This window comes from Actinoplanes sp. NPDC021490, from assembly GCF_055562135.1.
The window spans coordinates 182,697-208,899 of sequence record NZ_JBVHFW010000007.1; the positions used below are offsets into that span (position 1 = coordinate 182,697).

The following is a 26,203-nucleotide window of genomic DNA, read 5'->3' on the forward strand; positions in this document are numbered from 1 at the left end:
AAATGCGATGCTACGGTCCTGAAAAGGTTTTCGTTAACGTTAACCCCAGCGCCAGCCGTCCACGGGTCGGTGCGCCCAGCGCCCGGTGGTACCTGCCCCCGGCCCGCCGCGGTGGCGCGCGACCGAAAGGACGGCTCTATGACCGCAGAGATGGGCCGGTTGCCCGAGCCACCGACGGCAACCGCCCGCAAGAAACATCCCCGGCTCGCCGCGGCGTCGCTCGCCGGGGTCCGCCGCCGAACCAGGGGTCCGGTCACGACGGCGCGTGCCGCTCATCCGCGGTGGCGCCGGGCGGTCAGCATGGCCGCGGTCACGGCGCTGGCGAGCGTGGCCGCCGTGACGGTTGTCGCCGATCCGGCGCGGGCCGCGCAGACCATCGGTTACCCGGTCTTCACCGGGGCGGCCATACCCCAGCCCCCGGTGGGCTATACGACCGGCAACATGATGCAGTCCATCTACGACTCCGAGAAGAACGGCACCGACTTCTGGATGGACCGGCTGCTCTCCCGCTCCGGTGGCAACGATCCGTCCGACGCCGACGGCGGCATCCTGATGACCAGGGGCCGGGCCGTGTTCATGAAGCAGCACAACCCGGCGGTCCTCGGCTTCGGCGGCAAGGTCGCCTATTGGGAGAGCATCAGCGACGCCAACGCGTACGCGATCACGCTGAGCCCCGGCACCTTCAGCGAGCAGCCCGCCCAGCGCCGGCAGACGCCCAGCCATTGGCGCAGCGTCTATGCCGGCGGATCGCTGCAGGCCACCGAGACCAAATTCATCACGGACAACAACGTGCTGGTCACCAACCTCGCGATCAAGAACAACGGATCAGCCTCGAGCACGTTGACGCTGCGGGCCACCTCGCCGTACGCGTCGGCCGGCAGTGGCAACGAGCTGACCGGCTCGACCGGCGTCAAGAACGGCTTGACCACGCTGACCACCAAGCTCTCCGGCGACGGCTTCAGCGTGTCCGGCGGCGGCCTGAGCCGGTCGATCACCGTCGGGGCCGGGCAGACGGTGCAGACCAAGATAGTCATGGGCTTCATCGCCAAGGAGATCCCGGAATCGGCCACCGACTACGCGACCTACCGGGACGCCACGCCCGACACCGCGTTCGCCACCCACGTACGTCTGTACAACAAATGGTGGGCCGACAACGTGCCCTACATCGACGTGCCGGAGCCCGCGATCAAGAAGGAGATCTACTACCGCTGGTGGCTGATGCGGTTCAACAACCTCGACGCCGACATCCCCGGCCAGACCTACCAGTTCCCGACCTCGGTCGAGGGCGTGCTCGGCTACAACAACGCGATCGCGCTCACCCAGCCGATGCACATCGACGACCTGAAGTACCTGCGCGACCCGAAATACTCCTACGGTGACTGGCTTTCGGCCGGCCAGATCTCCAAGGGCGGCCGCTTCCTCGACAACCCGGGCGACCCGGAGAACTGGTCGAACAGCTACACCCAGTACATCGCCGAGGCGGCGTGGCGCAGCTATCAGCTGCACGGTGGCCAGCCCTCGATCGCGGCCAACCTCGCCTACTACGCCGAGGGCGACGCGAAGGGGCAGCTGAACACGTACGACGGCAACAAGAACGGCATCATCGAGTACAACTGGGGCGCGCTGACCGGCAACGACGCGGATGCCGTGTCGTTCGACTACGCGCCGGGGAGCAACCTTGACCGGGCCGAGGGCGCCTACCAGTACAGCGGCGCCATGGCGGCCGCGCAGGCCTATGACGCGGCCGGCAACAGCGCCAAGGCGGCCGAGATGCGCACCCTGGCCGACCGGATCAAGAACGCGATCGTCGGCACCCTCTGGAACCCGAGCCGCAACCTGCTCGAGCACAAGGTCGTGCCGACCAACCAGTTCAACCCGTGGAAAGAGATCAACAACTATTACCCGTACGCCGTCGGCCTGATGCCGGGCACCGACCAGTACAAGCAGGCTCTGCGCCTGTTCGCCGACCCGGCGGAATACCCGGTCTTCCCGTTCTACACGGCGAACCAGAAGGACAAGGCCGCCGCGGCCGCTCAGGGCAACCCGGGCAGCAACAACTTCTCGACGATCAACTCGACGGTGCAGTTCCGGCTCTTCTCCTCGGTGCTGCGCAACTACCCGAACCAGTGGATCAGCACCGAGGACTACAAGAAGCTGCTCTACTGGAACGCCTGGGCGCAGTACGTGGACGGCAACACCGCCTGGCCGGACGCCAATGAGTTCTGGGCCAACTGGAACCCTGCGACCAAGCACATCGACTACCGCTCCTGGATCCACCACAACATCCTCGGCAGCAGCAACTGGACGATCATCGAGGACGTGGCGGGGCTGCGGCAGCGTAACGACAACAAGGTCGAGCTGTCGCCGATCAACATCGGCTGGCCCAACTTCGCGGTCAACAACGTCCGCTACCGCAATGCCGACCTGTCGATCGTCTGGGACGACCCGTCCGACGGCGTGAGCCGTTACCCGGGCGTGCCGGAGGGCTACTCGATCTTCATCAACGGCAGCCGGGTCGCCACGATCAACAAGCTGGCGCCGCTGGTCTGGGACCCGGCCACCGGCGCGGTGACCACGACCGCCACCGTCGGCTTCTCGACCGCGGTCGCCGGGCTGCGGGCGCCGAACCAGGTCGCCTTCAGCGAGGCCGGCACGGTCGACCTGCTGGCCAAGGCCGGCGTCGACCTGACTCCGGGCACCGTCAACCTGGCCTCCGGCGCGGCCGTGTCGACCTCGTTCACCGCCGGCGGCACGACCGCCGCGGCGGCCGTCAACGGCTACCCGACCAACGAGCCGTTCTGGGGCGCCGCCGGATCACCCAGCGGCCAGGACTGGTACGAGCTCAATTTCGGGCAGACGAAGACGGTCGACGAGATGCGGCTGTACTTCAAGGACAGCCGACCGGCCAGCACGACGTACCGGGCGCCCGCGTCGTACACGGTGCAGTACTACAACGGCAGCGCGTGGGCCGACGTAGCCGGTCAGGTCAAGACGCCCGGCACTCCGCAGGGCAACCTCAACAAGGTGCGGTTCACCCCGGTCAGCACGCAGCGGCTGCGGGTGCTCGTGACCCATGCGAGCGGCTCGAAGGCGGGCCTGACCGAGGTGCAGGCCTTCAACCGCGGCGGCGGCACAACTCCGCCGACCGGCACCTCGTTCGAGGCCGAGGCCGGCGGTAACACGCTGGCCGGGCAGGCCGCGGTCCGTTCCTCACCGAGCGCCTCGGGCGGGTCCGTGGTCGGCTACATCGGTGACGGACCGGCCAACTACCTGCAGATCAACAATGTCAGCAGCACCGCCGGCAGCCACTCCATCACCGTCTACTACGCCTCCGCCGACGACCGATCCACTCAGGTCAGCGTCAACGGGGGCAGCCCGGTCAGCCTGGCCACGCCGGGAACCGGTGACTTCGACACGATCGGCGCGGTCAGCCTGACGGTCACCCTGGCCGCGGGCGCGAACACCATCCGCTTCAGCAACACCACCGGCTGGTCGCCGGACTTCGACCGGATCGTCGTGAACTGACATGACCCGGACTCCGGAAGGACGGACTCGATGAGAAAGAGCCCACACACAGCGGCATTGTCGAGCGCGGTCGTGCTGGCAGCGGTGATCGTGCCGGTCACGATGGCGGGCACAGCGGGTGCGGCGGCGGCCGGTTGCCGGGTCGACTACACCGTCTCCTCGCAGTGGCAGGGCGGCTTCGGCGCCGGGGTGGCCATCACCAACCTGGGTGAGCCGATCACCGGGTGGACGCTCACCTGGAGCTTCGGCGCCGGGCAGACGGTCGGCCAGGCGTGGAACGCCACCGTGACGCAGCGCGGCAGCGAGGTGAGCGCGGTCAACGCGTCCTACAACGGCGCCATCGCCACGAACGGGACCGTCTCGTTCGGCTTCAACGGCACCCGGACCGGCAGCAACCCGGCGCCGGCGAGTTTCGCGCTCAACGGCACGACCTGCACCGGCGCCGTGACACCGACGCCGCCGCCGGCCTCGCCGCCCACTTCGCCGCCCACTTCGCCGCCCACGAGCCCGCCGCCGACCGGCGGCACCACGCACACCTTCACGAACCCCCTCAAGGCGCAGGGCCCGGACCCGTGGCTCACGTACTACAACGGCTACTACTACCTGGCCACGACGACCTGGACCAACAAGATCACCATGCGTCGCTCGGCCACCCTCGGCGGCCTGGCGTCCGCGGCCGAGCAGACCGTCTTCACGCTCAGCCGCCCGAACGGCGCCGGCACCATGTGGGCGCCGGAGTTCCACCTGCTCGACGGGCCGAGCGGCAAGCGCTGGTACCTGTACTACGTGGCCGGGCGAGAGCCTTACGATCTGGGCACCCAGCGCATCCATGTGCTGGAGTCGGCCGGCACCGACCCGATGGGCCCGTACAGCTTCAAGGCGGACCTGCTCGACCCCACCCAGAACAACACCTGGGAACTGGATCCGGGCATCCTGCAGCTCAACGGCAAGCTCTATCTGCTCGGAACCTACTACAACGGCTCGCAGCCCAACTTCATCCGCGAACTGGCCAACCCGTGGACCGCGGCCGGCTCCCGGCACCTGCTGTCCTCGCCCACCGCCAGTTGGGAGACGGCCGGGGGAGCGGTCAACGAGGGCGCGGAGGCGATCCAGCACGGCGGCAAGACCTTCATCGTCTTCTCCGCCTCACACTGCTCCACGCCCGACTACAAGCTGGGTCTGCTCACCTACAACGGCGGTGACCCGCTCAACGCGTCGTCCTGGGTGAAGTCGAGCAGCCCGGTGTTCCAGCGCAACGACGCCGCCGGTGTCTACGGCCCGGGTCACAACGGGTTCTTCAAGTCGCCCGACGGCACCGAGGACTGGATCGTCTACCACGCCACCACCAGTCCGGGCGGCAACTGCGATCTCAACCGCTCCACCCGCGCCCAGAAATTCACCTGGAACGCCGACGGAACGCCCAACTTCGGCAAACCGGTCGGGCTCGGCGTCACCCTGACGGCACCGTCCGGCGAGTAGGACCACAGCTTGGGCCGGCCCGCGGCTGAATCCCCGGGCCGGCCCAAGCTTGTACCCAGCCGGTCAGTCGTCGACGGGTATCCAGACGCGCATCGCCGACGGGCCGCGCCGGGCCCACCGGTGATAGGGCAGCAACGGCACCGGCAGGGAAGCGCCCGGCTCAGTCGTCACGGCTTCCCCGTACGGCCAGTCGCCGTCGTCAGCGGGCTTCGCGTGGAAGGTCGCGAAGACCGTACCGTCGCGTTCGATGAGATCGGTGGCCACGTCCATGCGGAGCGAGTCGAGCGGAACTCCGCCGGGCAGGTCGGTCGACTCCAGGCAGAACACGATCGGGCCGCGTTCGACGGCCGCACAGCCACGGATGGCGTCGATTCGTGGATCCGGCATGGTGAGCCGGGCCCGGACCGGCAGGTGGAGACGGATCACCTCACCGGCGGTGAAGCGGCGCCGGATCGCCACCGAACCCGCGGAAGCCGGGCTGAGCTGACCGTCGACCTCGATGGTGGCGTTCGTGGCCCAGGGCGGGATTCGGAGGGTGAGCGTCCACGGCGCCGCCGGCGTGCGGACGATCCGGATCGCGATGTGCCCGTCCACCGGGTACCCGGTGTCGACCTCGAGGCCGATGCCACGCCCGTCGGGCAGCGTCGTCTCCAGGGACGCGGCGGCGTACTGGTGGAGCTGGATGCCTTCGTCGTCGGTGGTGGCCAGGTAGGCGGCCAGCCCGGCGAAGGTGCGGGCGAGGTTGGTCGGGCAGCAGGAGACCGCGAACCATGGCGCCCGCAAGCTGGAGGCCGCGCGGGGCACCAGAGCGTCGGCCGGCGGGTCGATGCCGGGGACCCGCTGATGCAGGGTGTTGGTGTAGAAGAACCGGGTGCCGTCGTCGGACGGTGACGTGGCGATGACGTTGAACAGGGTGCGCTCGATCAGGTCGGCGTAGCGCGGATCGCCCTGGGCGAGCAGCAGCCGCCAGCTGAACATGATCGAGCCGACAGCGGCGCAGGTCTCGGAATAGGCGCGGTCGGCCGGCAGCGAGAAGTCCTCGCCGAACGCCTCGTCCTGGTGGCGCGAGCCCACCCCGCCGGTGAGATAGATGCGCCGGGCCACGGTGGTGCGCCATTGCCGGGCGAGCGCGTCCAGCAGATCGGTGTCGCCGGTCTCGACGGCCACATCCACCGCCCCGGCCGCCAGATAGCCGGCGCGGACGGCGTGACCGCGCAGCACGCCGGCCTCGCGTACGGGCATGTCGTCCTGAAAGTAGGCCCGGCCGAACTCGATGTCGTCGAGGGTCTGATGGCCGCGCCGCTCCACGAAAAGCCGTGCCTGGTCCAGGTATCGGCGCTGTCCGGTGACGCGGTACAGCTCGACGAGCGCCGGCTCGATCTCCGGGTGGCCGCACACCGAGGCCACCCCGTCCGGACCGAAGACGTCGCACACGTGGTCGGCGGCGCGCAGGGCGACCTGGACGAGTTCGTCGTGGCCGAACGTGCGGGCCCGGGCGACCCCGGCCTGAAGGAGATGGCCGTAGCAGTAGAGCTCGTGGCCCCACTCCAGGTCGCTGTAACGCGGTTGCTGCCCGGGCCGGCCGAAGTTGGTGTTGAGATATCCATCCGGTTCCTGCGCCGCGGCGACACGGGCGACGATCGCCCGGAGGCGGGCGTCCAGCCTCTGGTCGCCGGTGCGCCCGTACTCCCAGGCCATCGCCTCGAGCAGTTTGTAGACCTCGCTGTCGGCGAACTCGCGACCACGCCGGGCCGCGGGCAGCCGGTCCTGCACGGCGGCGTCGAAGTTGCCCAGCCAGCCGGCGCGTTCCAGCCAGTGCTCGATGTGGGCCAGCGACGCCGACTGATTGGTCTGCTGGCGTTGCTGCCAGAAGCCGGGCCGCAGGGTCACCTCGCGCAGGCCCAGTGGCCGCAGCCGGCCGGTGCTGGGCGCCGCCGGAGTGCCACCGCGCTCGATCCAGGAGGTCCCGGGGACGGTTTGGGCGGGGACTACTTCATTGATGGTCACTGAGTCATCCCTTGAGTGCGCCGGACATGAAGCCCCGGACGTAGTGCCGCTGGAGGGCGAGGAACAGCACGATGCAGGGCAACGCGAGGACGACCACACCCGCTTCGGTGGCGCCGTAGTCGACGATGCCCATGACCTGCTGACGCATGTTGGCCACGGCCAGCGGCAGGGGCGTCTTGCTGGAGTCGCTGATCAGCACCAGCGGGGCGATGAAGTCGTTCCAGGCGGCCAGGAAGGCGAACAGTCCCACGGTGACCAGGCCGGGCCGGACCGCCGGGATCAGGACGTGCAGCAGCGCGCGGACGTTTCCGCACCCGTCGATCTGGGCCGACTCCCGCAGCTCGCCGGGCACCGCCTCGAACGAGATGCGCATCATGAACGTGGCGAACGGCAACTGGAACATGGTCAGGACCAGGGCCAGGCCGACCAGCGAGTTCTGCAGTCCCAGCCGGTTGAGCAGAACGTAGAGCGGGATCAGCAAGGTGGCGTACGGGACCATGAGGATGGCCAGGGTCGTGAGGAAGAGCAGGTTGCGCCCGGGGAACCGGAACATCGCGAAGGCGTACCCGCCGAGCAGGGACACGACGAGGGTCAGGGCCACGGTCATGAGCGACACCAGGGTCGAGTTGAGCAGATACTGCGCGATGCCGTCCTGGTAGTTGGCCAGGGTGTGGTAGTTGCCGAGGCCCCAGCCGGACGTCTGCGCGGTGCCGGCCTGCGGACTGACCGACGCGATGACGGCCCAGGCCAGCGGGAACAGGAAGAGCACGGCCAGCCCGCCGGTGAGGACGTGTTGCGGGGTGCGCGTCATCCGGAACACAGGTCAGTTCTCCTTGCCGCGCAGGCCGCGGAACTGCAGGGCGTTGACGGCCAGCAGGGCGACGAGCACCAGGATCGACAGGGCGGCGGCGCGACCGAGGTCGTTCTGCCCGCCGAAGGCCATGTTGTAGACGAGCTGGACGATGGTGATGGTGCTGTTGTCCGGGCCGCCCTTGGTCAGGATGTAGAACTGGTCGAAGGCGAGCAGCGAGCCGGTGACGCAGAGGATCGTGCACAGCGCCAACGACGAGCGCAGCAACGGCAAGGTGACGTGCCGGAAGGTCTGCAGCCGGCCGGCGCCGTCGAGGTGGGCCGCTTCGTAGACCTCGCCCGGGATGCTCTGCAGCCCGACGAGCAGCAACAGCATGTAGAACCCCGCGAACCGCCAGACGATCAGCGCCACGGTCGACCACAGGGCCGACATCGGTGTGCCGAGGAACGAGATGGGCTGGTCGGTGACTCCGAGCAGGCGCAGCGGGGTGTTGACCGGGCTGCTCTGCGGCGAGTAGAGGGCGTAGAAGAGCAGCGAGGCGGAGGCGAGGCCGAGGGCCGACGGCACCAGGAACGAGGTTCGCAGGAACCCGGTCCACCGGCTCGACTCCTGCACCAGCAGAGCCAGCAGGAGCGCCAGTCCGAGCAGGATCACGGTGGTGACGACGGTGTACTTGACGGTGAACCAGACCGCCGGCCACAGCAGCCGGTCGTCGAGGGCCTTCTGGTAGTTCGCCGGCGTGTTCCAGCCGCGGTCACCGGCGAACAGGGTCCAGTCGGACGCGGACATCCGGGCGACGATGCCGATCGGCACGACGAAGAAGATCAGAACGAACACGGCGGTGGGCGCCGCATAGGCCCAGCCGGCGAGCTTGTCCCCGCGGCGCCGCCGCCTGCGCCGTTGCCGCGTCGCCGGTGCGGCGCGCGGGGTGCCCCGGTCGGTGACGGGGGTGAAGGATATGGCCACGGTCCTCAGTCCTTCTCGTCGAAGGCGACGCCCGGAACTCGCCCGGGCGCCGCCACGCCGTCACTGGCCGAGGACTCCGGTCAGAGCCTGGTTGTCCTTGGTCAGGCTCGACGGATCACCGAAGACCTGGTTGCGCAGCAGGGTGACCCAGGGACTGCCGGGTGCGTTGAACGCCTGCTGGAAGTTCACCGCCACGGGGGTTTTGCTCTGCGGCGATGCGGCGGCCTGGTTGATGGTCACGATTCGAGGGTCCTTGGCCGAATACTGATTGTCGGCCAGGTCGGTGCGGGCGACGCTGCTGTCGTTCTTGGCCAGCACGTCGACCTGAGCCTTCTCGGAGGTCAGCCAGGCCAGGAAGTTCCACGCCTGCTGGGTGGTCTTGGTGTCCTTCGAGATGCCGATGCCGTCGCCGCCCAGGAAGGTGGACGTGCCGCCGGCGACTCCCGGGATGGCGGCGACGCCGACGTCGACCGTCTTGGCCGCCGTCTGCAGCAGCGTGGCCGGGTACGGCATCACGCCGATCTTGCCCTGCTGGAAGGCGGCAACCCAGGTGGCGCCGGTGTCGTCCTTGGAACCGGGTGCGACGGCGCCCGCGTTCTGCAGTTCCCGGTAGGTGCCGTAGACCTTCTGGGCGGCGCTGCCGGCCAGCAGTGAGGTCTTGCCGTCGGCGCCCATGACCTCTTCGCCGCTGGCCCAGATCATCGGGAACCAGGTGAAGACATCGCAGCCGCCGCAATTGCCCCCGAAATAGGTGCCATAAGTGCCGGGTTTCCGGAGTTTCTGGACGGCGAGCGCCTGGCTCTTGAACTCGTCGAGGGTCGTCGGGCCCTTCTCCGGGTCCAGGCCGGCCTCCTTGTAGAGCTTCTTGTTCCAGAACATCACCGACAGATCCAGTACGAACGGGAGCACGTACTTCTTGCCTTCGTAGGTGCCGGCCTGCACATGCCCCTGGATGATCTTTTCGGCGTACGGGAGCTTGGCGATGCTGTCGGTCAGGTCGGTGAACAGGCCGGCCTTGGTCCAGTTGGGAACGTAGACGATGTCGGCGGCGAACAGGTCGGGCAGATCGCCGCTGCCGGCGGCCGCGCCCACCTTGGCTACGTAGTCGTCGTTCGGGATGATGGTCAGCGCGACCTGGTTCTTGTGGCCCGCGTTGTAGGCCTGGACGAGTGCCTTCGCCTGCAGTTCCAGCGGCGCCCGGGTCCACAGGGTCAGTTTCGTGCCGTCGTCGATGCCGTCGATGCCCGCGCCGGCGGGCGCCGCGGCCTCGCTCTTGCCGCCGTCGCCGCAGGCGGCCAGGGCGGTGGCCGCCAGGCTCGCGATGGCGGCGACCGCGACAGCATCGCGGAGCTTCCTCAGTGTTATTTCCAGTCGCAATTCGTACCTCCGGTAGATACCGGATGCCGATAACAGCATTCCGAGAGGATTTTCGAACGAGTTTCGGTCCGGCCGGAGCAGGGAGGTAGCATCGACAGAGTGAGAGCAGGTAGGCGCCGCTCAAAACTGCTAGTGGTGTATCCAGCAGTGCCGAAAACGTTTTCAGAAACGTAGTACGGAGGAAAAACCGTTGTCAAGTGCTTCGATGCCGTCGCCGCAAGGGACCCGAGGGCGGCGGACCCGGGCAGAAGTCGCCAATGGCACGGTCACCCTTCGTGACGTGGCCAAGCTGGCGGGCGTGTCGGTGGCTACCGCGTCGAAAGCGCTCAACGGTCAGCCCCAGGTCCGGGCCGAAACCAGGGAGCGGGTCGTCCGCGCGGCCGAGCAACTGTCCTTCTCGCCGAACACCCTCGCCCAGGGTCTGATCACGCAACGAAGCGGGACCGTCGGCCTGCTGACCTCCGACCTGGAGGGCCGGTTCTCGATCCCGATCCTGATGGGCGCCGAGGACGCGTTCGGAATAGACGAGATCTCGGTGTTCCTCTGCGACGCCCGCGGTGACAACATGCGCGAACGCCACCATCTGCGGGCGCTGCTGTCGCGCCGGGTGGACGGGCTCATCGTGGTCGGCGCACGCCCCGACGCGCGGCCGTCACTCGGCCGCGATCTGCCCGTGCCGGTCGTCTACGCGTACTCGCCCTCGGAGGACCCCGAGGATCTCTCCCTGGTGACCGACAACGTGGGCGGCGGGCGGCTGGCGGTCGACCATCTCCTGCAATACGGCAGGCGGCGGATCGCCCACATCACCGGCGACGCCACCTACGGCGCGGCCCAGGACAGGGCGAGCGGAGCACTGGCCCGGCTGGCCGAGGAAGGACTCGAGCTCGCCGGCGATCACGTCTGGTTCGGCTCGTGGTCGGAGGCCTGGGGGCGCGGGGCCACCCGGATGCTGTTGCAGCGCTGCCCGGACGTCGACGCGATCTTCGCCGGCTCGGACGAGATCGCGCGGGGCGTCCTGGACGTGTTGCACCAGGAGAAGCTGGCTGTCCCGGCCCAGGTGGCCGTGATCGGCTTCGACAACTGGAATATCCTGGCCGCGAACGCGCGCCCGCCGCTGTCGACGGTGGACATGAACCTCGAGCAGCTGGGACGCCTGGCCGCGCAGCGGCTCTTCACGGCCATAGACGGCAACCTGGGCTCCGGCGTGGAGACCCTGCCCTGCCGCCTGGTCACCCGGGAGTCGACCGCGCCGCTGGAGTGAGAGCGGACCGGCCATGCCGATTCGTCATCGACCGGCGCCGATTCGGTAGTACGCTCCCTTCGTTCGCCCGCCCCCGGATGAGAGAAGCCACGGATGCGCAGGCTCGTCGGCGTCGCCCTGATCGCCCTGATCGCCGCCATCGTGCCCGGGGCCGCGGCCCAGGCCGCTCCCTCCTGGAACCTGAAGCTGGCCAGCGTCAGCGTCGAGCCCGGCGGCGCCGCCAAGCCGATGCGGCTGGAATATTCGGTGCTTCCGTACTCCGAAGCGACACGGGGCCGGCTGGTGGTCGACATCGCCGCGGTGAGCGCGATCGCCACGGTCGCGCCGTGGACCGATCCCGGCTGCGTCACCACCACAGCCACGATCACCTGCCCCGGCTCGGCCAGCAACGTCGCGGTCTCGGTGACCGCCAAGCCCGGCGCCCCGCTGGGCGCGACCGCGCGGCTGACCGTGCGAGCGGTCGTCGACGGCCGCACCCGGGCCACCGCGACCGGCCGGATCACCATCGCCGAGCAGGTCTCGCTCACCGCGGTCGACACCCAGGGCGACGTCTCGCTCGCCACCGGAACGTCCACCGGCCTGGCCGCCGGCGTGCGCAACAGCGGCGACGACCCGGTGACCGGCGGCGTGGTCGTCGAGCTGAGCACAGTCCGCGGGTTCACCACCGGCCGTCACAGCAACTGCGCCCCCACCGAGTTCGGCGCCGCCTGCGTGTTCGACAGCGAACTGGCCCCGGGTCAGGCCTACCGGCTGGCCACGCCCTGGCAGCTCACCGCGGCCGACGCCGTGTGGGCGCCGAGCCAGTGGTCGGCCAACCTCACGTGGTACACCGCGCAGGACTACGCCGATCTGGGCCGCCCGCGGCCGGCCGGCTCCGGCCCTGAGCTCGCGCTGGCCCCGGTGCCCTCGACGCTGGCCGACCCGCAGACCGAGACCGAACCCAACGACAACGCGGACAGCTTCGCCATCACCGTCACCGGCGTCAATCAGTCCAACTTCACGGCGAAGGGCGCCACGGCAAAGGGCAAGGTCGGCCAGACCATTCCCGTACGCCTCGGCGTCCGCAACAACGGCCCGGCGCGCATCGAGGGTTACGGGCTGGAGGGCGGCTCCCACCTGCAGGTCACGGTGACCCCGCCCGCGGGCACCACGGTGGTCAAGCACTCCCGCCTGTGCGAGCCGTTCAACTTCGACCGCCCGCCGCCCGGCGCGCCGTTCCCGGCCGGCGCCCACGCCGGCGACGGCAACTTCTACTGCTTCACCGAGCCGACCGCGGGCGTGCCCTACCTGCCCGGCAAGACGGTCGACTTCGACTTCACGCTCCGTCTCGACAAGCCCGGCACCCTGCGCGGCATCATCAAGACCGAGCGCCTCGGCCCGCCTCCGGCCGGCGACCCCAACCCCTCCGACAACAGCGCGGCCATCGTGATCACCTCCGCGGTCGCAAACCCCGGAGGCGGCAGCGGGAACGGCGGAGGCAACGGCGGCGGAGGCGGAGGTGGCGGCCTTCCGATCACGGGCACCGACACGCCCACGGTGGCCCTGGTCGGCTTGGCCTTGTTGCTCGCCGGCACTGTCGCCCGGGTGGCCACCCGCCGGCACTGACATCTTTCCGAAACCTGGCCGGGCCCGGAACCAGCAACATGTCGTGATAGCACCCATCGGCGCGGTGACATGAATGTCAGTGCATGCAATTATGGGGACATCGAGGGTGCTGGAGGTGCGGCATGGGTTTCGACCGACCGCGCGAGTACAACGACGACCCGGACGATGATTCCTCAGAGGGCGATGACTTCCCGCAAGGCTTCGGCTACTCGAGCTCCGGGGAGTCGCGCGGGTTCTACGGCGACTATGACGACTCCCCGGACCTGCCGGATCAGTTGCCGTCGGAGTTCAGCGACGTCGAGGCCGAGCCCGACCGGGTGTCCACGGAGCCGGCTGAGTTCGGCGAAACACCGCGGGCAGAGCCGGTCCGTGGGAATCAGCGCCTGCTGGTCACGGCGCGAGGCGGTGGCGAGGTGGAGGTCAGCGGCTGGCTGGCGCCCGCACGGCTGTTCCACGCGACCGGAACGGACACAGTGATCATCGGCAACGACTGCACGCTCCGGCAGAACGAACACCACCACTTCGAGCGCATCGGCGTGGCGACCCAGGACATGTTCGGCGACGCCGCGGTGATGCGCAGTTTGCAGGGCCTGCTGGACGAGCCGGGCTCCGCCGGCCGCGACCGCGCGTTCCGCGATGCCCTGGTCGATCTGCTCGCCCGTCAGCGGGGGGTGTCGCGCGAGGAGTACGAGGCTCCACTGGCCGACTCGTTCGCCAGTGTCGTCACCCGCTCCGGGGTGGTGCAGCTCGGCGACGGGTCGGATCTGGAGCACGATGTTCCGATCTTCGTCCGCGAGCTGGAGCTCCCGCTGGCCGAGCTCCTGGTCCGAAGCACGGACCTGCGCCGGGCCTTTGCCGCCGCGATCCTCGAGCCCGTTCCCGGCGACGCCGCCGCCGCGTTTCTCGGCGCCATGCTCAGGGCCGCTCCCGGCGCCGGCCACGAGACGTTGCTGGCTGACGCGGCCGCGAGCGGGGTGTACGACGCCGCGCTCCGCGGCCTCTTCGGTTTCGTCTCGGTGGCCGGCGCCGGCGTGGTGCTCGCCGGGGCGGGCAATACCTTGATTCGTGGTGCCGAGGTCGACCCGGGGACGTTCTTCGACCAGGACGTCGCCCACGTACTCGCGAACCTGCGGACCAGGTTCGATCTGCCGATTGAAGCGGTCGCCGAGGACGTCGAACGACCGAAGCTGATCCGTCCCGATTCAGCGCCGATTCCGCGGCCCGTTGATGCCGATGAGATTCTGGCTCAGTACCGGGCACGGACCGAGCTGGACGCCGACGTCGAATCGGCTCGCGCGCAGTGGTGGCTGGACGAGGAAGAGGAACGGCGCAAACGGCGGGAGATCGACGGCCCGGAGATCGAAGGGCCTGAGATCGGATGGCCGGGCCTGTGAGAAGCCGAGCCTCGGTCTGGGCCGCGGCCACGGCCGGCATCGCCCTGGTCGCCGGTGTGGTGGTGTTCCTGGCCGTGCACAGCCTGTCCGACGCTGACAGCTGGTCGAGCATCGGGGGCTTCCTGACCGCCCTCGTCACCGTCGTGGTCGGCGCCGTCGCCTGGGTGGCGCGCCGACCGGACCAGGCCGGCGGGTCCGAAGCCCCTCAGGGGCCTCGGAGTTTGTTCAACCTCTTCCTGAGGAACGGCAACGTGTTCTACGGCAACAACCAGCACAACAAAGTGGGGAACCCGGACAAGGGATCGAAGGAGCCGGACTAGGGGAGTCTCACAACTCCTCGATCAGGCGGGCCACCAGGGGGCGCAACGTCTCCGATCGCGCCCGGCGCCAGGCGGAGATGTTCGGCATGACCGTGTCCGGGACCGTCGCGGCGCGGATGCACCACATGCCGGCCAACCCCACGACGAAACGCGAGGCCTCGGACGGCAGCGTCCGCAGCAGCCGATACGCCCGGTCTGTCGCCACCCGCGGGCCGAGAACGTGTCCGGTGGCGACCACGTCCGCAGCCAGTTGGGCCAGGTCGATCCAGGAGGCTCCGGCCGCGGCGTAGGCCCAGTCGAGCAGCACCGCCGAACCGGCGTCCGCGTCGACTGTCGTGTTGTCGAGTCGTATGTCGCGGTGGACCAGGGCGTCGCCGGCCGTCCAGCGTTCCCACCCGGCCACCACCGCGGCCGCCGGCTCGGCGTGAGCCGCCTCCCAGCCGTCGCCCGCGCCGTTGGTGAGCATGCGGGTCCAGCCGTCGAAGTCGAAGATGCGCTCGGCGACCGGCGGCAGAGTGTCCGGGGCCCGGTGTCCGCTCGCTGTCCGGCATGCCCGCGCGACAGCCGTGATCGATGCGTCGGTCCAGGCCGTTCCGGTTGCGCCGGGCGCCCAGGTCGTGGCCAAGGCGACCCACGGCCCGTGTTCGACGGTGACGAGGCGCCGAGGGGCCGGCACCGACACCGGCAGGGCGTCCAGGATCGTCGACTCCTGCAGGATCATCGTGTGGTTGTGCACGCGAATCTCGGCGGACACCGCCTTGACGAAGACCTGTCGTCCGTCGGCCAGCCGCAAGCCCGCGGCCGGACCGGGCGACATGCCCCCGTGCAGATCCTGGTGACCGACGACCGGGGCGCCGAGCGCTCTTTCGACGGCCGTTCGCACCGGTTCCGGTGTTTCGGCCCACGCGGCTCGAGGCGTGAAGGTCACGCGGCATCATAAACCCGGACTGAGTGAGCACCTTGGATACCGACGACCGTTACACTCGCCGCCGCCATGTAAACGGCGGCGGAGTTGCATTCGCTTGTCACCACATCGACGCCCGGTGCGTGAAGGAGTCAAGTGAGGCAAGTCCGCAAACGCCTGGCCTGCGGTCGCGCCGTCCGTGCCGATGCGGTGCGCCCAGGTCTGAGCGGATACCCGACATGTCCAGAATCATTGCTGCCCGCACCGCCCTGCCGGGGCACGTGTACCGGCAGGAGGAGATAACAGAGGAGCTGGCCGATGTCATCCTCGGCGATGACCCGGGGGTATCGTCCCGGCGCGAGCTCATGCGGCGGCTGCACGCCGCGGCCGGTGTCCGTACGCGGCACTTCGCTCTTCCGCTGGACCGCTACCGCGACCTCGGCGGTTTCGGAGCCGCCAACGACGTGTGGATCGACGTGGGCCGCCGCCTCGGTGCGGAGGCCGTCTCGGCTGCCCTCGAGGCCGCCGGACTGACGCCGTCCGACGTCGACCTGCTCATGACGACCTCCGTGACCGGGCTGGCCACCCCCAGCCTGGACGTACGGATCGCCGGTCGGCTCGGCCTGCGCGGCGACGTCAAACGCATGCCGTTGTTCGGCCTGGGATGCGTCGCGGGAGCCGCCGGGATCGCCCGGATGCACGACTACCTCCAAGGCCACCCCGACGACGTGGCGGTGCTGCTGTCGGTCGAGCTGTGCTCGCTCACCTTCCAGCGCGACGACACCTCGACCGCCAATCTCGTCGGTTCCGGGCTGTTCGGCGACGGCGCCGCAGCCGTCGTGCTGATGGGGGAGCGCCGCGCGGCCGCTGCCGGGCACGAGCGTTCGCCCCGGGTGATGGCGACAAGCAGCCGGCTCTATCCGGACTCCGAACAAGTCATGGGCTGGGATGTCGGCGCTTCCGGGTTCCGGCTCGTGCTCGCGCCTACGGTCCCCGACATCGTGGAAACGTATCTGCGGGACGACGTCGAGGCGTTCCTCGCCTGCCATGGCTCGACCGTGACCGACATCGACACGTGGATCGCTCATCCCGGCGGTCCCAAGGTCATCGAGGCGATCATCCGTACGCTGGGATTGAAACCCGATGCTCTGGACGTGACCCGACGCAGCCTCGCGTCGGTCGGGAATCTGTCGTCGTCGTCCGTCCTGCACGTGCTGCAGGAAACGCTGGAAACCCGGGACCCGTACGCGTCGAAACAACCAGCCGTGCTGCTGGCCATGGGACCCGGATTCTGCTCCGAATTGGTACTCCTGGACTGGTGAGCGCGTCAGCCGCCATTCCCGGATTTTCTCGCGTTTGACAACTGTGCGCAGCCGGCTTGGTCGTTTCCTCGGGCCGGCGGAATGCAGGCACCTAGTTTGGGCGGCTGCCTCCGGGTATCCGGGCCACGGAGGTTCGGCGCTGTTCGACGGTAAGCGGTAGGAGCGCCGCAGCATCCCGCTGACCGTCGGTTAAGCAGCCAGCCGACGGTAAGTGCGGCAACTCTGCACCCGGTTCTGCTTCCTCACCGAGTGGGCCGAAGCGACGGTCGGCCATAGATGAAGGTAGCTGATAACAAACTGAAAACACTCTAGTCCACGCTGATTGACGACTGAATGGCTGGGAATCCGATGTCTGCCGTCGCAAGACGGTCCCCATTCGATACCCCGGGAGATAAACATGGCTACGAGCACCCACGCCCACACCGACAACCTCACCGTCAAGGGCGCGCGATTCCGCGGCGAGGAGACGAAGCCCTCTTACAAGACCACTGAGCTCATTGTTTATGTGCTCGCGGTCATCGGCGTACTCATCGCCTCGTACACCGTTGGAGACGGGTCGGCCAACAATGGCGCCGACTACTTCGCCGCCGACAAGGCGTGGTGGTACATCACCCTGCTCACCATCGGCTACATGATCAGCCGTGGCTTGGCCAAGGCCGGCAGCCGCAGCAGTGACGCCGACCCGCGTACGCACTGATCGGCGTGTACGCCTCTGCGGGCGCGGCCGCGTTGGGATACTCGGCTGCGCCCGCCTCGCACGGCGGGTGTGTCATGCGGTGGAGCTGGGCTGATGTGACGTGCTTGGGGCTCGGCCGGGTGACTCCCCGGCCCGGCGGAGGACTGTGCTGATGCGGTCGAGCAACTCATGGCTGGTGAAGGGCTTCTCGACGATGGTGAAGCCGTCGGGCAGGGTGCCGTTCTCGCTGAGGACCGGTTCGGCGTAACCGGACATGTAAAGCACGGGAATACCGGGCCGCAGTTTGCTGACCCGGGCCGCGACCTCGTTGCCCAGCATCTTGGGCATGATGACGTCGGTCAGGAGCAGCTGGATCGGGCCGGGATGGGTCTGGGCGATGTGGATGGCCTCGGCGCCGCCGGTGGCCGCCAGCACGTGGTAGCCGTTGCGCGTCAGGATGCGGGCGGTGATCTGACGAAGGTCGTCCTCGTCTTCGACCATGAGGATGGTGCCGCGCGGTGATTGCTCATCGGCTGGTTCGCTGGCGGGCATGACTTCCGGGCGGTCCGAAGCAGTATCGGGCACGGCATCGACGGCGGGCAGGATGACGGTGACCGTGGTGCCGATGCCTGCTTCGGAGTACAGGCGTACGTCGCCGCGGGCGGCGGTGGCGATGCCGTAGACCGTGGCGAGCCCGAGGCCGGTTCCGGAGCCCTTGGGTTTGGTGGTGTAGAAGGGCTCGAAGGCTCGTTCGATGACTTCGGGTGGCATCCCGCTGCCGGTGTCACTGACCCGGAGGCGGACGTAGCGGCCAGGCGGCAGGGCCGCGCCGCCGGTGTCGTCGTCGCTGATTTCGGCATTGCTGGTGTCGACGGACAGAGTGCCACCGCCGGGCATCGCGTCGCGGGCGTTGAAGGCCAGGTTGAGCAGGATCTGTTCGATCTGGCTGGGGTCGGCGTGGACCGGCCGGAGCTGCGCGTCGAGGGTGGTGACGAGGTGGATGTGTTCGCCGAGGGACCGGCGCAGCATCTGTTCGACGTCACCGACGACGTGGTTGAGGCTCAGGACGGTGGCCTGGGTGATGTCGCGCCGGCCGAAGGCCAGCAGTTGTTTCGTGAGCCGGGCGGCGCGGTCGGCGGCCCGGGTGACATGGCCCAGGTCGTTGCGGACCTCGGTCAGCTCGGCCGGCTCGAGAACCGGCTGTTCCAGGGTTTCCAGGACCATGGCGGTGTAGTTGCTGATCACCGCGAGGATGTTGTTGAAGTCGTGAGCCACGCCGCCGGCCAGCTCGCCGAGGCTTTCCAACCGGCGGGCGTGCTGCAGCCGGCGTTCGGCGGCGTCGCGTTCGGCCTGCGCGATCAGTCGTTCCCGTTCCGCCTGGGCGATCAGGCGTCCGGTGACGTCCCGGATGGCGGTGGTCACGATCATGCCTTTGTCGGTGTCGACCGAGGACAGGCTGATCTCGGCGGGGAACTCGGTGCCGTCCTTGCGCAGGGCGGTCAGCGCCGCGCCGGCGCCCATCGGACGGTTGCGGGGGTGGGCGAAGTAGCCGTCGCGGTGGTGGACGTGGCCACCACGCAGGCGTTCCGGCACCAGGGTGTCGACCGTGCGGCCGATCAGTTCCTCGCGGCGGTAGCCGAAGAGGCGCTCGGCCTGGGCGTTGATCAGCGTGATGGCGCCGTCGCGGGTGACGCCGATGATGGCGTCCGGTGCGGCCTCCAGCAGTCCTTCGAACATCGCTTCGGCGCGTTGCCGTTCGCTGATGTCGCGCGAGATAGACGCCACCCCGGTGACGCGGCCGGTGGGGTCGGTGATCGGGGACAGGGTCAGCGACACGGTGATCGTGGTGTTGTCCTTGCGCCGGCGCGTCACCTGGTGCTGATGGACGTTCTCGCCGTGGGTGATCCGCTCAATGAGCTTCGCCTCGGTGTCCTGCTGGGCAGCGGGGTACAGCAGTGAGGCGTGCCGGCCGAGAACCTCGTCGCGCCGGTGGCCGTAGAGCTGCTCGGCGCCGGTGTTCCAGCTGGTGATCACTCCGTCGAGGGTCTTACCGATGATCGCGTCGTGCGAGGATTCGACGATCGCGGCGAGGTTTTCGCGTTCGGCCGAGGTCTGCGCCCGGCGGGCCAGGGCCGCGGCGTGACCGCCCAGCTCGGTCAAGGCGTTGACGTCGTCTTCGGCGAACAGGCTGCGGTAGCGATTGAGCACGAGTAGTGCCCCCGGCCCGCTGGGGGCGTCGATCGGGGCCGCGGTCACGAACCGGGTGCCGGTCGCTCGGGCGAAGACCGCCGCCGGTGCATCGGTCCATCCGGTCAGTGCGTCGATCGGGCCGTCCGCCGCCAGCAACTCCTCCAGCTCGCTGACTGTGCATCCGGTCGTGCCCGTCAGCGCGGCGTGGCATCCGAGTACCTGCACCGAGCCGTCGGATGCCGGCATCAGCACGACCACCGCGTCGGCTCCCAGCATCGCCGTGGCGTCCCGGCAGTAGCCGGCCCAGGTCGCGTCCGGTTCGTTGGCCGGGACGGCCAGCAACCGGCGTACCGCCGCCCCCGTGGCGACGCCGGCCCACATCCGCCGCAGCTGGCTCGGCGGTACGAACGCCGCGAGGTAGAGCAGGCCCGAGACGACGGCGAGTGAACGGGCCGGGAGGGCGGCGCCGGTCGCCGAGATCGCGAAGGCGGCACCGAACACGCCGGTTCCGGCGGCGGCACACCACAACCGGACCCGCGCCGCGCCGCCGCGCCGTTGAGCGTCGGCTCCCAGCAGCCACGCCGCGGCGACCTCCCCGGCGAAGAACACGACCACCGCCGGCCATACCACCGGGCGTGGCACCGGATGGGTCACTGTCGTCAGCACCGGCAGCGCACTGACCGCCCAGGCCACCGCCGCCACCGGCCACACCCAGCTCCGGAGCGGGCGTAAACGGCCGACCACCCGCAACGTGAGCAGCGGCTTGGCCAGCAGCAAACCGATGGCGAAGACCATCAGCGCGCGCGGGGGCGCACCGGCGAACACGCGAATCAAGCCGACCACGAACAGCATCGCGACCGACGCGAACATCCACATCACGTCACGCTGCAGCGGATCACGATGCCGCACGTACTGCCACGCCACCCAGAGAAGGATGATCGCGAACAGTGAGGTGACCAGGATCAGCGCCATCACAAACCTCGGTCCCGCCGCAGGGCGTAACGGATCTATGGTGATCTCGTCCAGGCTAGGACAAAACGACACGACGACGGCCGGGAACCGTGAGAGAGCCGGGTGTAGTGCTGTGCGTCGTGGGTGAACGTCAGGGGCTTACGAGACCGGTCTGGAAAGCGACCATCACCAGCTGAGCCCCGGTCGCGGGCGCCCAGCTTGGCCATCGTCCGGTTGATGTGGGTCTCCCGCTCCACGCTGACCGCGGTGCCCCGCCGCCTGCCCGTCCTGGCCGCGAAGGCGGTCGTGTTCGCGGCGGTGTCCTACCCGGTGATGCTGGTCGCCGCGGTGGTCGCGTTCGCCGCCGGCCAGGCGATCATCGGTGACCTCGGGGCGTCGTTCTCCGACGAGGGCGTGACCCGCGCTCTGGTTGGCGGCGCCGCGTACATCACCGGGGCGGGCCTTCTGGGCCTGCTGCTGGGGGCGGCGCTGCGCTCCACCGCGGGCGCGCTCAGCACCTACTTCGGGCTGATGTTCCTGGCGACCGTTGTCAGCCAGCTCGTTCTGTCCCTGACCTGGCGCGAGAACGCCGGCAAGTTCCTGCCGTCGGCGGCGGGTGAGGCGATGGGCGCGGTCGTCCAGCCCGCCGACGCGCTCACGCCCGGTCAGGGTGCGCTGGTGTACGCGGGCTATCTCGTGCTGGCCGGCGGTCTGGGCGCGTGGCGTCTCACGCGCTGGGACGCCTGACGAAGGTCGAGGCGACCGGGCGTAGTCAGCTCATGTGACGGTCGAGCCAACTGAGGATGCGTTCCGGGTGCCGGGCGAAGTAGCGGTAGCCGTCCCAGCGGCGGGTGCTGCCTTCGATCCAGAAGAGGTCCTTCTCCACCGGGATGTTGTCGTAGACGGCCTGTACGTCGTCCGGCCGGGTGAGCACGTCATCGTGCACCTGATACAGCAGCGTCGGGACGTTGACGTGGCGAGCCGGTTCGACCGGTGACATGTCATCGAGCCGGAACCCGTTCTGGAGCCGGATCCGCTGCTCCAGCTCGTCGATGTAGCGCGCCGGAATGCCGGCTCCGGCCAGCGTCTGCTCCATGGTCACCCTCGGCGACAACGGCTGCGGTGCCACCAGCGCCCGTACGCCGTCGAACGCGGCCGGTTCGGCCCGCATCGCGAACATGGTGGCGTTGGCGCCCATGCACCGGCTGAACAGGCCGATGGTCATGCCCGTCAGGTCCTCACGGCCGCGGACGTACGCCAGTGAACCGAGCACGTCGCGGGCCTCATAGACGCCGGCGGAGATGACGCCGCCGTTGGCCGCGCCGCTCTGGCCGAGGTTACGCAGGTCGTACGCGAGCACGTGATACCCGGCATCGTGCAGGATCTTGTAGTCCGGGATGAAGTCGACCTCGTTGTCGTTCCCGCTCGACGCCCACATCGACTTCCAGGGCTCGAGGTGGGCCGGCAGGCCGGAACGGCTGAACCACAGCGGGTGGTTGGCGATGATCAGCTTGTCCGACCCCGGGGCCGGGATGTACCAGCCCTCCAGCGGCACCCCGTCCGCGGACGGGAACGTGACCTCCTCGAAGTCGAGTCCGGCCTCGGACGGGCTGTGCCAGACCGGCGAACGCAGCGTGGCGCCGAAGCCCGCCGCGTAGCCGCCGATGAACTGCTCGATCTGCTCCGCCGTCGGGGCGGCGGCCACATGGGTGTCTGTCATGGCTTCGACTGTCCGCCCCGGCGCCGGGAGCGGGAAGGCCGAGCTATTCATGGCCGGGCTATTCATGGTTGCCGCGACCATAGGAGTTCCGCACCTACCCTTCCCATGATCACCGTACGTAACATGGGCGGGTGGATAAGAACAATCCGCTCGGGGACTTCCTGCGCGCCCGTCGGGAGCAGACCAAGCCCGGCGGCCTGGGCCTGGCCGTCGGTGGCCGCCGCCGCGTGCCGGGTCTGCGCCGCGACGAGGTGGCGGTTCTGGCCGGGATGAGCACCGACTACTACGTACGCCTGGAGCAGGGCCGCGAACGGCACCCGTCGGCCGAGGTGATCAATGCCCTGGGCCGGGTCTTCGGCCTGGACGGCGACGCCCTGGCGCACCTGCACCGGCTGGCCCGGCCGCAACCGGAGGCGGCCGAGTCCGACCACGTCGGTCCGGGCCTGATCGCGCTGCTGGAGCGGTGGCACGACACCCCGGCGATCGTGCACAACCAGTACGGCGATGTGCTGGCTTGCACCCGTCTGGCGATGGCGATTCATCCGAGCCTGGCCCGGGACCGCAATCTCGGACGTCTGATCTTCCTCGACCCCGACGAGCGGGCGCTTTTCCCCGACTGGGAGGAGCAGGCGAGTCAGGCTGTCGCGTGGTTGCGGGCCGACGCCGACCCCGGCAGTTCCCGGCTCGCGGCCCTGGTCGGCGAGCTGACCCTGAAGAGCCCAGATTTCGTACGGCTCTGGGCCCGGCACGACGTCAGTGTCAAGTCCACCGGCCGCAAGAGGTTCGCGCACCCGGTCGTGGGCGAGTTCGCCGTGAACTTCGAAACCTTCCAGGTCAACGGCACGGCCGGGCAGGTATTGAGCGTTTACCACACAACTCCGGGAACGAGCGATGCCGACGCGATGGCCTTGCTCGCCAGCCACGCGGCCACCTTGGCGGCCGATCTGATCGACACGCCGCGCGGCGTCATAGTCGTCGACCATTCGTCCTGATTCGTGCGGCAAGGCCGTCCGGGCGCCGTCACCGCAGCCGGGAGGCGCCCAGCTGGAACAGCATTCCCGCTTCGTCGAGCCGGCGTTGGTCCACCGCCCTCGGGAAAACTTTTTGAGGTGGCTGACAACGTCTTCGCCGGCCGGAGGGTCTTACCGGTTGTGACGACCGTTATGAGCCACCGAGCGTCCGGGACGCACGGCGCGGAGCAGGAGTTCCGCGTCTTCGTCCAGGACATCGCCGATTCGCTGCACCGCACCGCCTACCTGCTGTGCGGGGACTGGTATCTGGCCGACGACCTGGTCCAGGAGGCTCTGGCCAAGGCCTACAGCCACTGGCGCAAGGTTCAGCGGGCCGACAGCCCATCCGCGTACGTGCGTCGCATCCTGATCAACGAGTCGCGGCGCGGCTGGCGCCGCTATCGCAAGCACCCCGTGGAGTCCGGCGCCCCGGTGCCGGATCCGGCGGTCGCCGACATGGCCGACAGCGTGGTGAACCGGGCCGAGCTGCTGCGCGCGTTGCAGTCGCTCCCGGCCCGTCAGCGAGCCACCGTCGTCCTGCGGTTTCTCGAGGGTCTGAGCGAACGGGAGACCGCCGCGACCCTCGGGTGCAGCGAGGGCACCGTCAAGAGCCAGACGAGCCGCGCCCTGATCAAGCTGAAGTCCGTCCTGAAGGAAGAGTACTGATATGTCTCACGACACCGAGGAACGCCTCACCGCGGCGCTGCAGAGCTTCCGCTCCGGCTCGTCGTACTCGCCGGAAGTCGACGAGATCCTGGCTCGCGGCACCACGATGAGCCGTCGCCGGATCGCCTGGCGCGCCGCGGCCGGTGGCACCTTCGCCGTCGCCGCGGTCACGGCCGTGGCCCTCGCCGCCGGTGGCTCCGGCGTCCCGGCTCAGGCCCCGGCGCCCAACCTGGCCGCCCCGGGCTCGTCCGCGACCGCCGAGCAGCCCCCGGTGGTACGCCTGGTCGGCCACCTCACCACCCTCAAGCAGACCGAAGGCGACGCCACGCTGATCTCGCGCAGCCAGGCCTACACCGACGGCAAGAAGATCGACGTCTGGGACCTGCACGCCGACAACGGCGACTACTTCTTCGCCAAGACCCGAGCCGGACTCCCGGCCCGGGTCGAGAAGGGCCGCTCGCAGATGGACAAGGCCGACGAGGCCGGCCGCAAACGGGCGGTCGCCGCGGCGAAACTGGCGGCCAAGGGCGACCTGAACGAGGCCCGCAAGCGGATGGCCCGCGCTTTCTACACCGGCGACAACCCCGTGCCGATCGAGGCCCCGGGCGCCGTCAAGCCGCTCTCGGAGGGGGCCAAGATCAAGGCGAAGGCCACAGGCACCAAGGCCGTCGCGGGCAACTACACCGACAACTGGGTGTGGAACACCTCGATCGACGCGCTGCGCGACGGCGCCGGCGACCCGGCCGTCCGCGCCGGTGTGCTGCGGCTGCTCGACCAGATGCCCGAGATCGCCATCGCGGAGGGCACCCTAGGCGGCCGGAAGGTGCTCACCCTGACCGCCGGCGCCCCGGCCGTCGACAGCGCCGAGAGCGTGGTCGTCGACGCCGAGACCGGCATGCCCGTCAAGTACAAGAACACCTTCGTCACCGTCACCTACACGGTGACCCGGGTGACGCTCGCCGACGTCGCCGCCGGCAAGTTCTGACCACCGTCAAGGTCAGGAGGCCGCATCCGGGGAGTAACCCGGATGCGGCCCTGCCCGTTCGGGTGGTCAGCGCTTGGCGCCGTAGTTCATGGTGTCCGGGTTCGCTCCCGTACGCCCCTTGTCGCCACGGTCCAGCGCGGTGATGCTGCCCATCGCGCCACCGTCGAGCTCGAAGTCGAAGATCTCGAAGTTCTCGCGGACCCGCTCGGCCGTCTTCGACTTCGGGAAGATGATGTCGCCGCGCTGGATGTGCCAGCGCAGCACGACCTGCGCCGGGCTCTTGCCCACCTGGCGGGCGATCTCGGTGATCACCGGGTCGGTGAGGACCTCGCCCTGAGCGATCGGGGAGTACGCCTCCGTCGCGATCTCGTTGTCGGCGTTGTACGCCCGCAGGGCGTCGTTCGTCAGGTAGGGGTGCACCTCGATCTGGTTGACCGCCGGGCGGACCTGCGTCTCGGCGCGCAGCCGGCCCAGGTGGTGCTGGGTGAAGTTCGAGACGCCGATCGAGCGGGCCCGGCCCTCGCGGTAGAACTCCTCGAGGGTGTTCCAGGTCTGCACGAAGTCACCGCCGTAGCTGCCCGGCATCGGCCAGTGGATCAGGAACAGATCGACGTAGTCGGTACCGAGCGCCTTGAGGGTGTCGTCGAACGCGCTGCGGGCGTCGTCGGGCTCGTGGAAGCCGTTGTTGAGCTTGCTGGTGATGAAGAACTCGCTGCGGTCCAGGCCGGAGTTGTTGACGGCCTCACCGACGCCGGCCTCGTTGCCGTACATCTGCGCGGTGTCGATGTGCCGATAACCGATCTCGATGGCCGTCTCGACCGCCGCGCGGGTCTCCTCCGGCGGCACCTGAAAGACGCCGAAGCCCAGCTGCGGGATCGTACGGCCGTCGTTGAGCGAGATGGTCGGGACTGCGGAACTCATAGTTTTCCTCGTGTTCGTCGGAAGTGCCTCACCGCGGCTATACCCGCTGAGCAGGCCAATCCACCGGTCGGTTACGTGCGCCGCTGTGATTGGCGAGACTCCGCGTCGCGTGC

The 26,203-nt window shown here is 69.0% G+C and carries 20 protein-coding genes; 12 read left to right on the plus strand and 8 right to left on the minus strand.

The window, feature by feature from the left end; translation table 11 throughout:
* Positions 1-138 precede the first annotated feature (138 nt).
* Both ACZ3I4_RS20885 and ACZ3I4_RS20890 read left to right on the plus strand, forming a co-directional pair.
* Entirely contained in the window at positions 139-3,525 is a 3,387-nt protein-coding gene (locus ACZ3I4_RS20885) for an MGH1-like glycoside hydrolase domain-containing protein (protein ID WP_465383627.1), read from the plus strand.
* Between the two features lie 30 nt (positions 3,526-3,555).
* Entirely contained in the window at positions 3,556-5,004 is a 1,449-nt protein-coding gene (locus ACZ3I4_RS20890; protein WP_465383628.1) for a family 43 glycosylhydrolase, read from the plus strand.
* A 63-nt stretch (positions 5,005-5,067) separates the two neighbouring features.
* On the opposite strand, the gene ACZ3I4_RS20895 is transcribed toward ACZ3I4_RS20890, so the two are convergent.
* Genes ACZ3I4_RS20895 through ACZ3I4_RS20910 form a run of 4 tightly spaced genes read right to left on the minus strand, consistent with a single transcriptional unit; the run spans position 5,068 to position 10,165 of the window.
* Positions 5,068-7,011: a glycoside hydrolase family 127 protein gene (locus ACZ3I4_RS20895; RefSeq protein WP_465383629.1), complete on the minus strand. Its 1,944-nt coding sequence runs from the start codon at positions 7,009-7,011 to the stop codon at positions 5,068-5,070.
* Positions 7,012-7,015: 4 nt separating this feature from the next.
* Positions 7,016-7,822 (minus strand): carbohydrate ABC transporter permease, encoded by an 807-nt coding sequence (locus ACZ3I4_RS20900; protein WP_465383811.1) that lies wholly within the window; start codon positions 7,820-7,822, stop codon positions 7,016-7,018.
* Positions 7,823-7,834: 12 nt separating this feature from the next.
* Positions 7,835-8,788: a carbohydrate ABC transporter permease gene (locus ACZ3I4_RS20905; RefSeq protein WP_465383630.1), complete on the minus strand. Its 954-nt coding sequence runs from the start codon at positions 8,786-8,788 to the stop codon at positions 7,835-7,837.
* A 60-nt stretch (positions 8,789-8,848) separates the two neighbouring features.
* Positions 8,849-10,165, minus strand: coding sequence for an ABC transporter substrate-binding protein (locus tag ACZ3I4_RS20910; RefSeq protein ID WP_465383631.1), 1,317 nt, complete (start codon positions 10,163-10,165; stop codon positions 8,849-8,851).
* A gap of 280 nt (positions 10,166-10,445) precedes the next feature.
* On the opposite strand from ACZ3I4_RS20910, the gene ACZ3I4_RS20915 reads away from it, so the two are divergent.
* The 4 genes from ACZ3I4_RS20915 (at position 10,446) to ACZ3I4_RS20930 (ending at position 14,745) form a co-directional block, all read left to right on the plus strand.
* Positions 10,446-11,426, plus strand: a complete 981-nt coding sequence (locus ACZ3I4_RS20915; protein WP_465383632.1) for a LacI family DNA-binding transcriptional regulator — start codon at positions 10,446-10,448, stop codon at positions 11,424-11,426.
* 93 nt (positions 11,427-11,519) lie between these two features.
* Positions 11,520-13,031: a hypothetical protein gene (locus tag ACZ3I4_RS20920; protein WP_465383633.1), complete on the plus strand. Its 1,512-nt coding sequence runs from the start codon at positions 11,520-11,522 to the stop codon at positions 13,029-13,031.
* A 122-nt stretch (positions 13,032-13,153) separates the two neighbouring features.
* The gene (locus tag ACZ3I4_RS20925; RefSeq protein WP_465383634.1) at positions 13,154-14,425 is read left to right on the plus strand and encodes a hypothetical protein; all 1,272 of its coding nucleotides are present in this window, start codon (positions 13,154-13,156) and stop codon (positions 14,423-14,425) included.
* The gene (locus ACZ3I4_RS20930; RefSeq protein WP_465383635.1) at positions 14,422-14,745 is read left to right on the plus strand and encodes a hypothetical protein; all 324 of its coding nucleotides are present in this window, start codon (positions 14,422-14,424) and stop codon (positions 14,743-14,745) included. Before ACZ3I4_RS20925 ends, ACZ3I4_RS20930 begins: the two co-directional genes overlap by 4 nt.
* Positions 14,746-14,752: 7 nt before the next feature.
* Here the strand turns inward: ACZ3I4_RS20930 and ACZ3I4_RS20935 are convergent, their stop codons facing one another.
* Entirely contained in the window at positions 14,753-15,628 is an 876-nt protein-coding gene (locus ACZ3I4_RS20935; RefSeq protein ID WP_465383636.1) for a phosphotransferase, read from the minus strand.
* A 260-nt stretch (positions 15,629-15,888) separates the two neighbouring features.
* On the opposite strand from ACZ3I4_RS20935, the gene ACZ3I4_RS20940 reads away from it, so the two are divergent.
* Positions 15,889-16,971 carry a type III polyketide synthase gene (locus ACZ3I4_RS20940; protein WP_465383637.1) on the plus strand — a complete coding sequence of 361 codons (1,083 nt, stop codon included), beginning with the start codon at positions 15,889-15,891 and terminating at the stop codon, positions 16,969-16,971.
* A gap of 397 nt (positions 16,972-17,368) precedes the next feature.
* The gene (locus ACZ3I4_RS20945; RefSeq protein WP_465383638.1) at positions 17,369-17,668 is read left to right on the plus strand and encodes a hypothetical protein; all 300 of its coding nucleotides are present in this window, start codon (positions 17,369-17,371) and stop codon (positions 17,666-17,668) included.
* A 72-nt stretch (positions 17,669-17,740) separates the two neighbouring features.
* Here the strand turns inward: ACZ3I4_RS20945 and ACZ3I4_RS20950 are convergent, their stop codons facing one another.
* On the minus strand, positions 17,741-20,809 hold the full coding sequence (locus ACZ3I4_RS20950; protein WP_465383639.1) for a PAS domain S-box protein: 3,069 nt from the start codon (positions 20,807-20,809) through the stop codon (positions 17,741-17,743).
* Positions 20,810-21,025: 216 nt separating this feature from the next.
* Here ACZ3I4_RS20950 and ACZ3I4_RS20955 point away from each other — a divergent pair, with 216 nt between their 5' ends.
* Complete coding sequence (locus ACZ3I4_RS20955; RefSeq protein WP_465383640.1) at positions 21,026-21,535, plus strand: hypothetical protein; 510 nt, start codon at positions 21,026-21,028, stop codon at positions 21,533-21,535.
* A 25-nt stretch (positions 21,536-21,560) separates the two neighbouring features.
* Here ACZ3I4_RS20955 and ACZ3I4_RS20960 read toward each other — a convergent pair whose 3' ends face one another.
* Positions 21,561-22,508 carry an alpha/beta hydrolase gene (locus tag ACZ3I4_RS20960; protein ID WP_465383641.1) on the minus strand — a complete coding sequence of 316 codons (948 nt, stop codon included), beginning with the start codon at positions 22,506-22,508 and terminating at the stop codon, positions 21,561-21,563.
* 131 nt (positions 22,509-22,639) lie between these two features.
* Between ACZ3I4_RS20960 and ACZ3I4_RS20965 the strand changes: the two genes are divergently transcribed.
* From ACZ3I4_RS20965 to ACZ3I4_RS20975, 3 genes are all read left to right on the plus strand, one after another.
* Positions 22,640-23,500: a helix-turn-helix transcriptional regulator gene (locus ACZ3I4_RS20965; RefSeq protein ID WP_465383642.1), complete on the plus strand. Its 861-nt coding sequence runs from the start codon at positions 22,640-22,642 to the stop codon at positions 23,498-23,500.
* Positions 23,501-23,659: 159 nt separating this feature from the next.
* On the plus strand, positions 23,660-24,184 hold the full coding sequence (locus ACZ3I4_RS20970; RefSeq protein WP_465383643.1) for a SigE family RNA polymerase sigma factor: 525 nt from the start codon (positions 23,660-23,662) through the stop codon (positions 24,182-24,184).
* A gap of 1 nt (position 24,185) precedes the next feature.
* A complete protein-coding gene (locus ACZ3I4_RS20975; protein WP_465383644.1) occupies positions 24,186-25,169 on the plus strand; it encodes a hypothetical protein in 984 nt (327 codons plus the stop codon).
* Positions 25,170-25,235: 66 nt separating this feature from the next.
* Here ACZ3I4_RS20975 and ACZ3I4_RS20980 read toward each other — a convergent pair whose 3' ends face one another.
* Positions 25,236-26,090 carry an aldo/keto reductase gene (locus ACZ3I4_RS20980; RefSeq protein ID WP_465383645.1) on the minus strand — a complete coding sequence of 285 codons (855 nt, stop codon included), beginning with the start codon at positions 26,088-26,090 and terminating at the stop codon, positions 25,236-25,238.
* Between the last annotated feature and the right edge of the window lie 113 nt (positions 26,091-26,203).

Excerpts from the sequence above, each read along its gene's own strand:
- ACZ3I4_RS20885 (WP_465383627.1), top strand. The coding sequence starts at position 139 with ATGACCGCAGAGATGGGCCGGTTGCCCGAGCCACCGACGGCAACCGCC.
- ACZ3I4_RS20890 (WP_465383628.1), top strand. The coding sequence starts at position 3,556 with ATGAGAAAGAGCCCACACACAGCGGCATTGTCGAGCGCGGTCGTGCTG.
- ACZ3I4_RS20900 (WP_465383811.1), bottom strand. The coding sequence starts at position 7,822 with ATGACGCGCACCCCGCAACACGTCCTCACCGGCGGGCTGGCCGTGCTC.
- ACZ3I4_RS20920 (WP_465383633.1), top strand. The coding sequence starts at position 11,520 with ATGCGCAGGCTCGTCGGCGTCGCCCTGATCGCCCTGATCGCCGCCATC.
- ACZ3I4_RS20925 (WP_465383634.1), top strand. The coding sequence starts at position 13,154 with ATGGGTTTCGACCGACCGCGCGAGTACAACGACGACCCGGACGATGAT.
- ACZ3I4_RS20940 (WP_465383637.1), top strand. The coding sequence starts at position 15,889 with ATGTCCAGAATCATTGCTGCCCGCACCGCCCTGCCGGGGCACGTGTAC.
- ACZ3I4_RS20945 (WP_465383638.1), top strand. The coding sequence starts at position 17,369 with ATGGCTACGAGCACCCACGCCCACACCGACAACCTCACCGTCAAGGGC.
- ACZ3I4_RS20950 (WP_465383639.1), bottom strand. The coding sequence starts at position 20,809 with ATGGCGCTGATCCTGGTCACCTCACTGTTCGCGATCATCCTTCTCTGG.
- ACZ3I4_RS20955 (WP_465383640.1), top strand. The coding sequence starts at position 21,026 with ATGTGGGTCTCCCGCTCCACGCTGACCGCGGTGCCCCGCCGCCTGCCC.
- ACZ3I4_RS20960 (WP_465383641.1), bottom strand. The coding sequence starts at position 22,508 with ATGACAGACACCCATGTGGCCGCCGCCCCGACGGCGGAGCAGATCGAG.
- ACZ3I4_RS20975 (WP_465383644.1), top strand. The coding sequence starts at position 24,186 with ATGTCTCACGACACCGAGGAACGCCTCACCGCGGCGCTGCAGAGCTTC.
- ACZ3I4_RS20980 (WP_465383645.1), bottom strand. The coding sequence starts at position 26,090 with ATGAGTTCCGCAGTCCCGACCATCTCGCTCAACGACGGCCGTACGATC.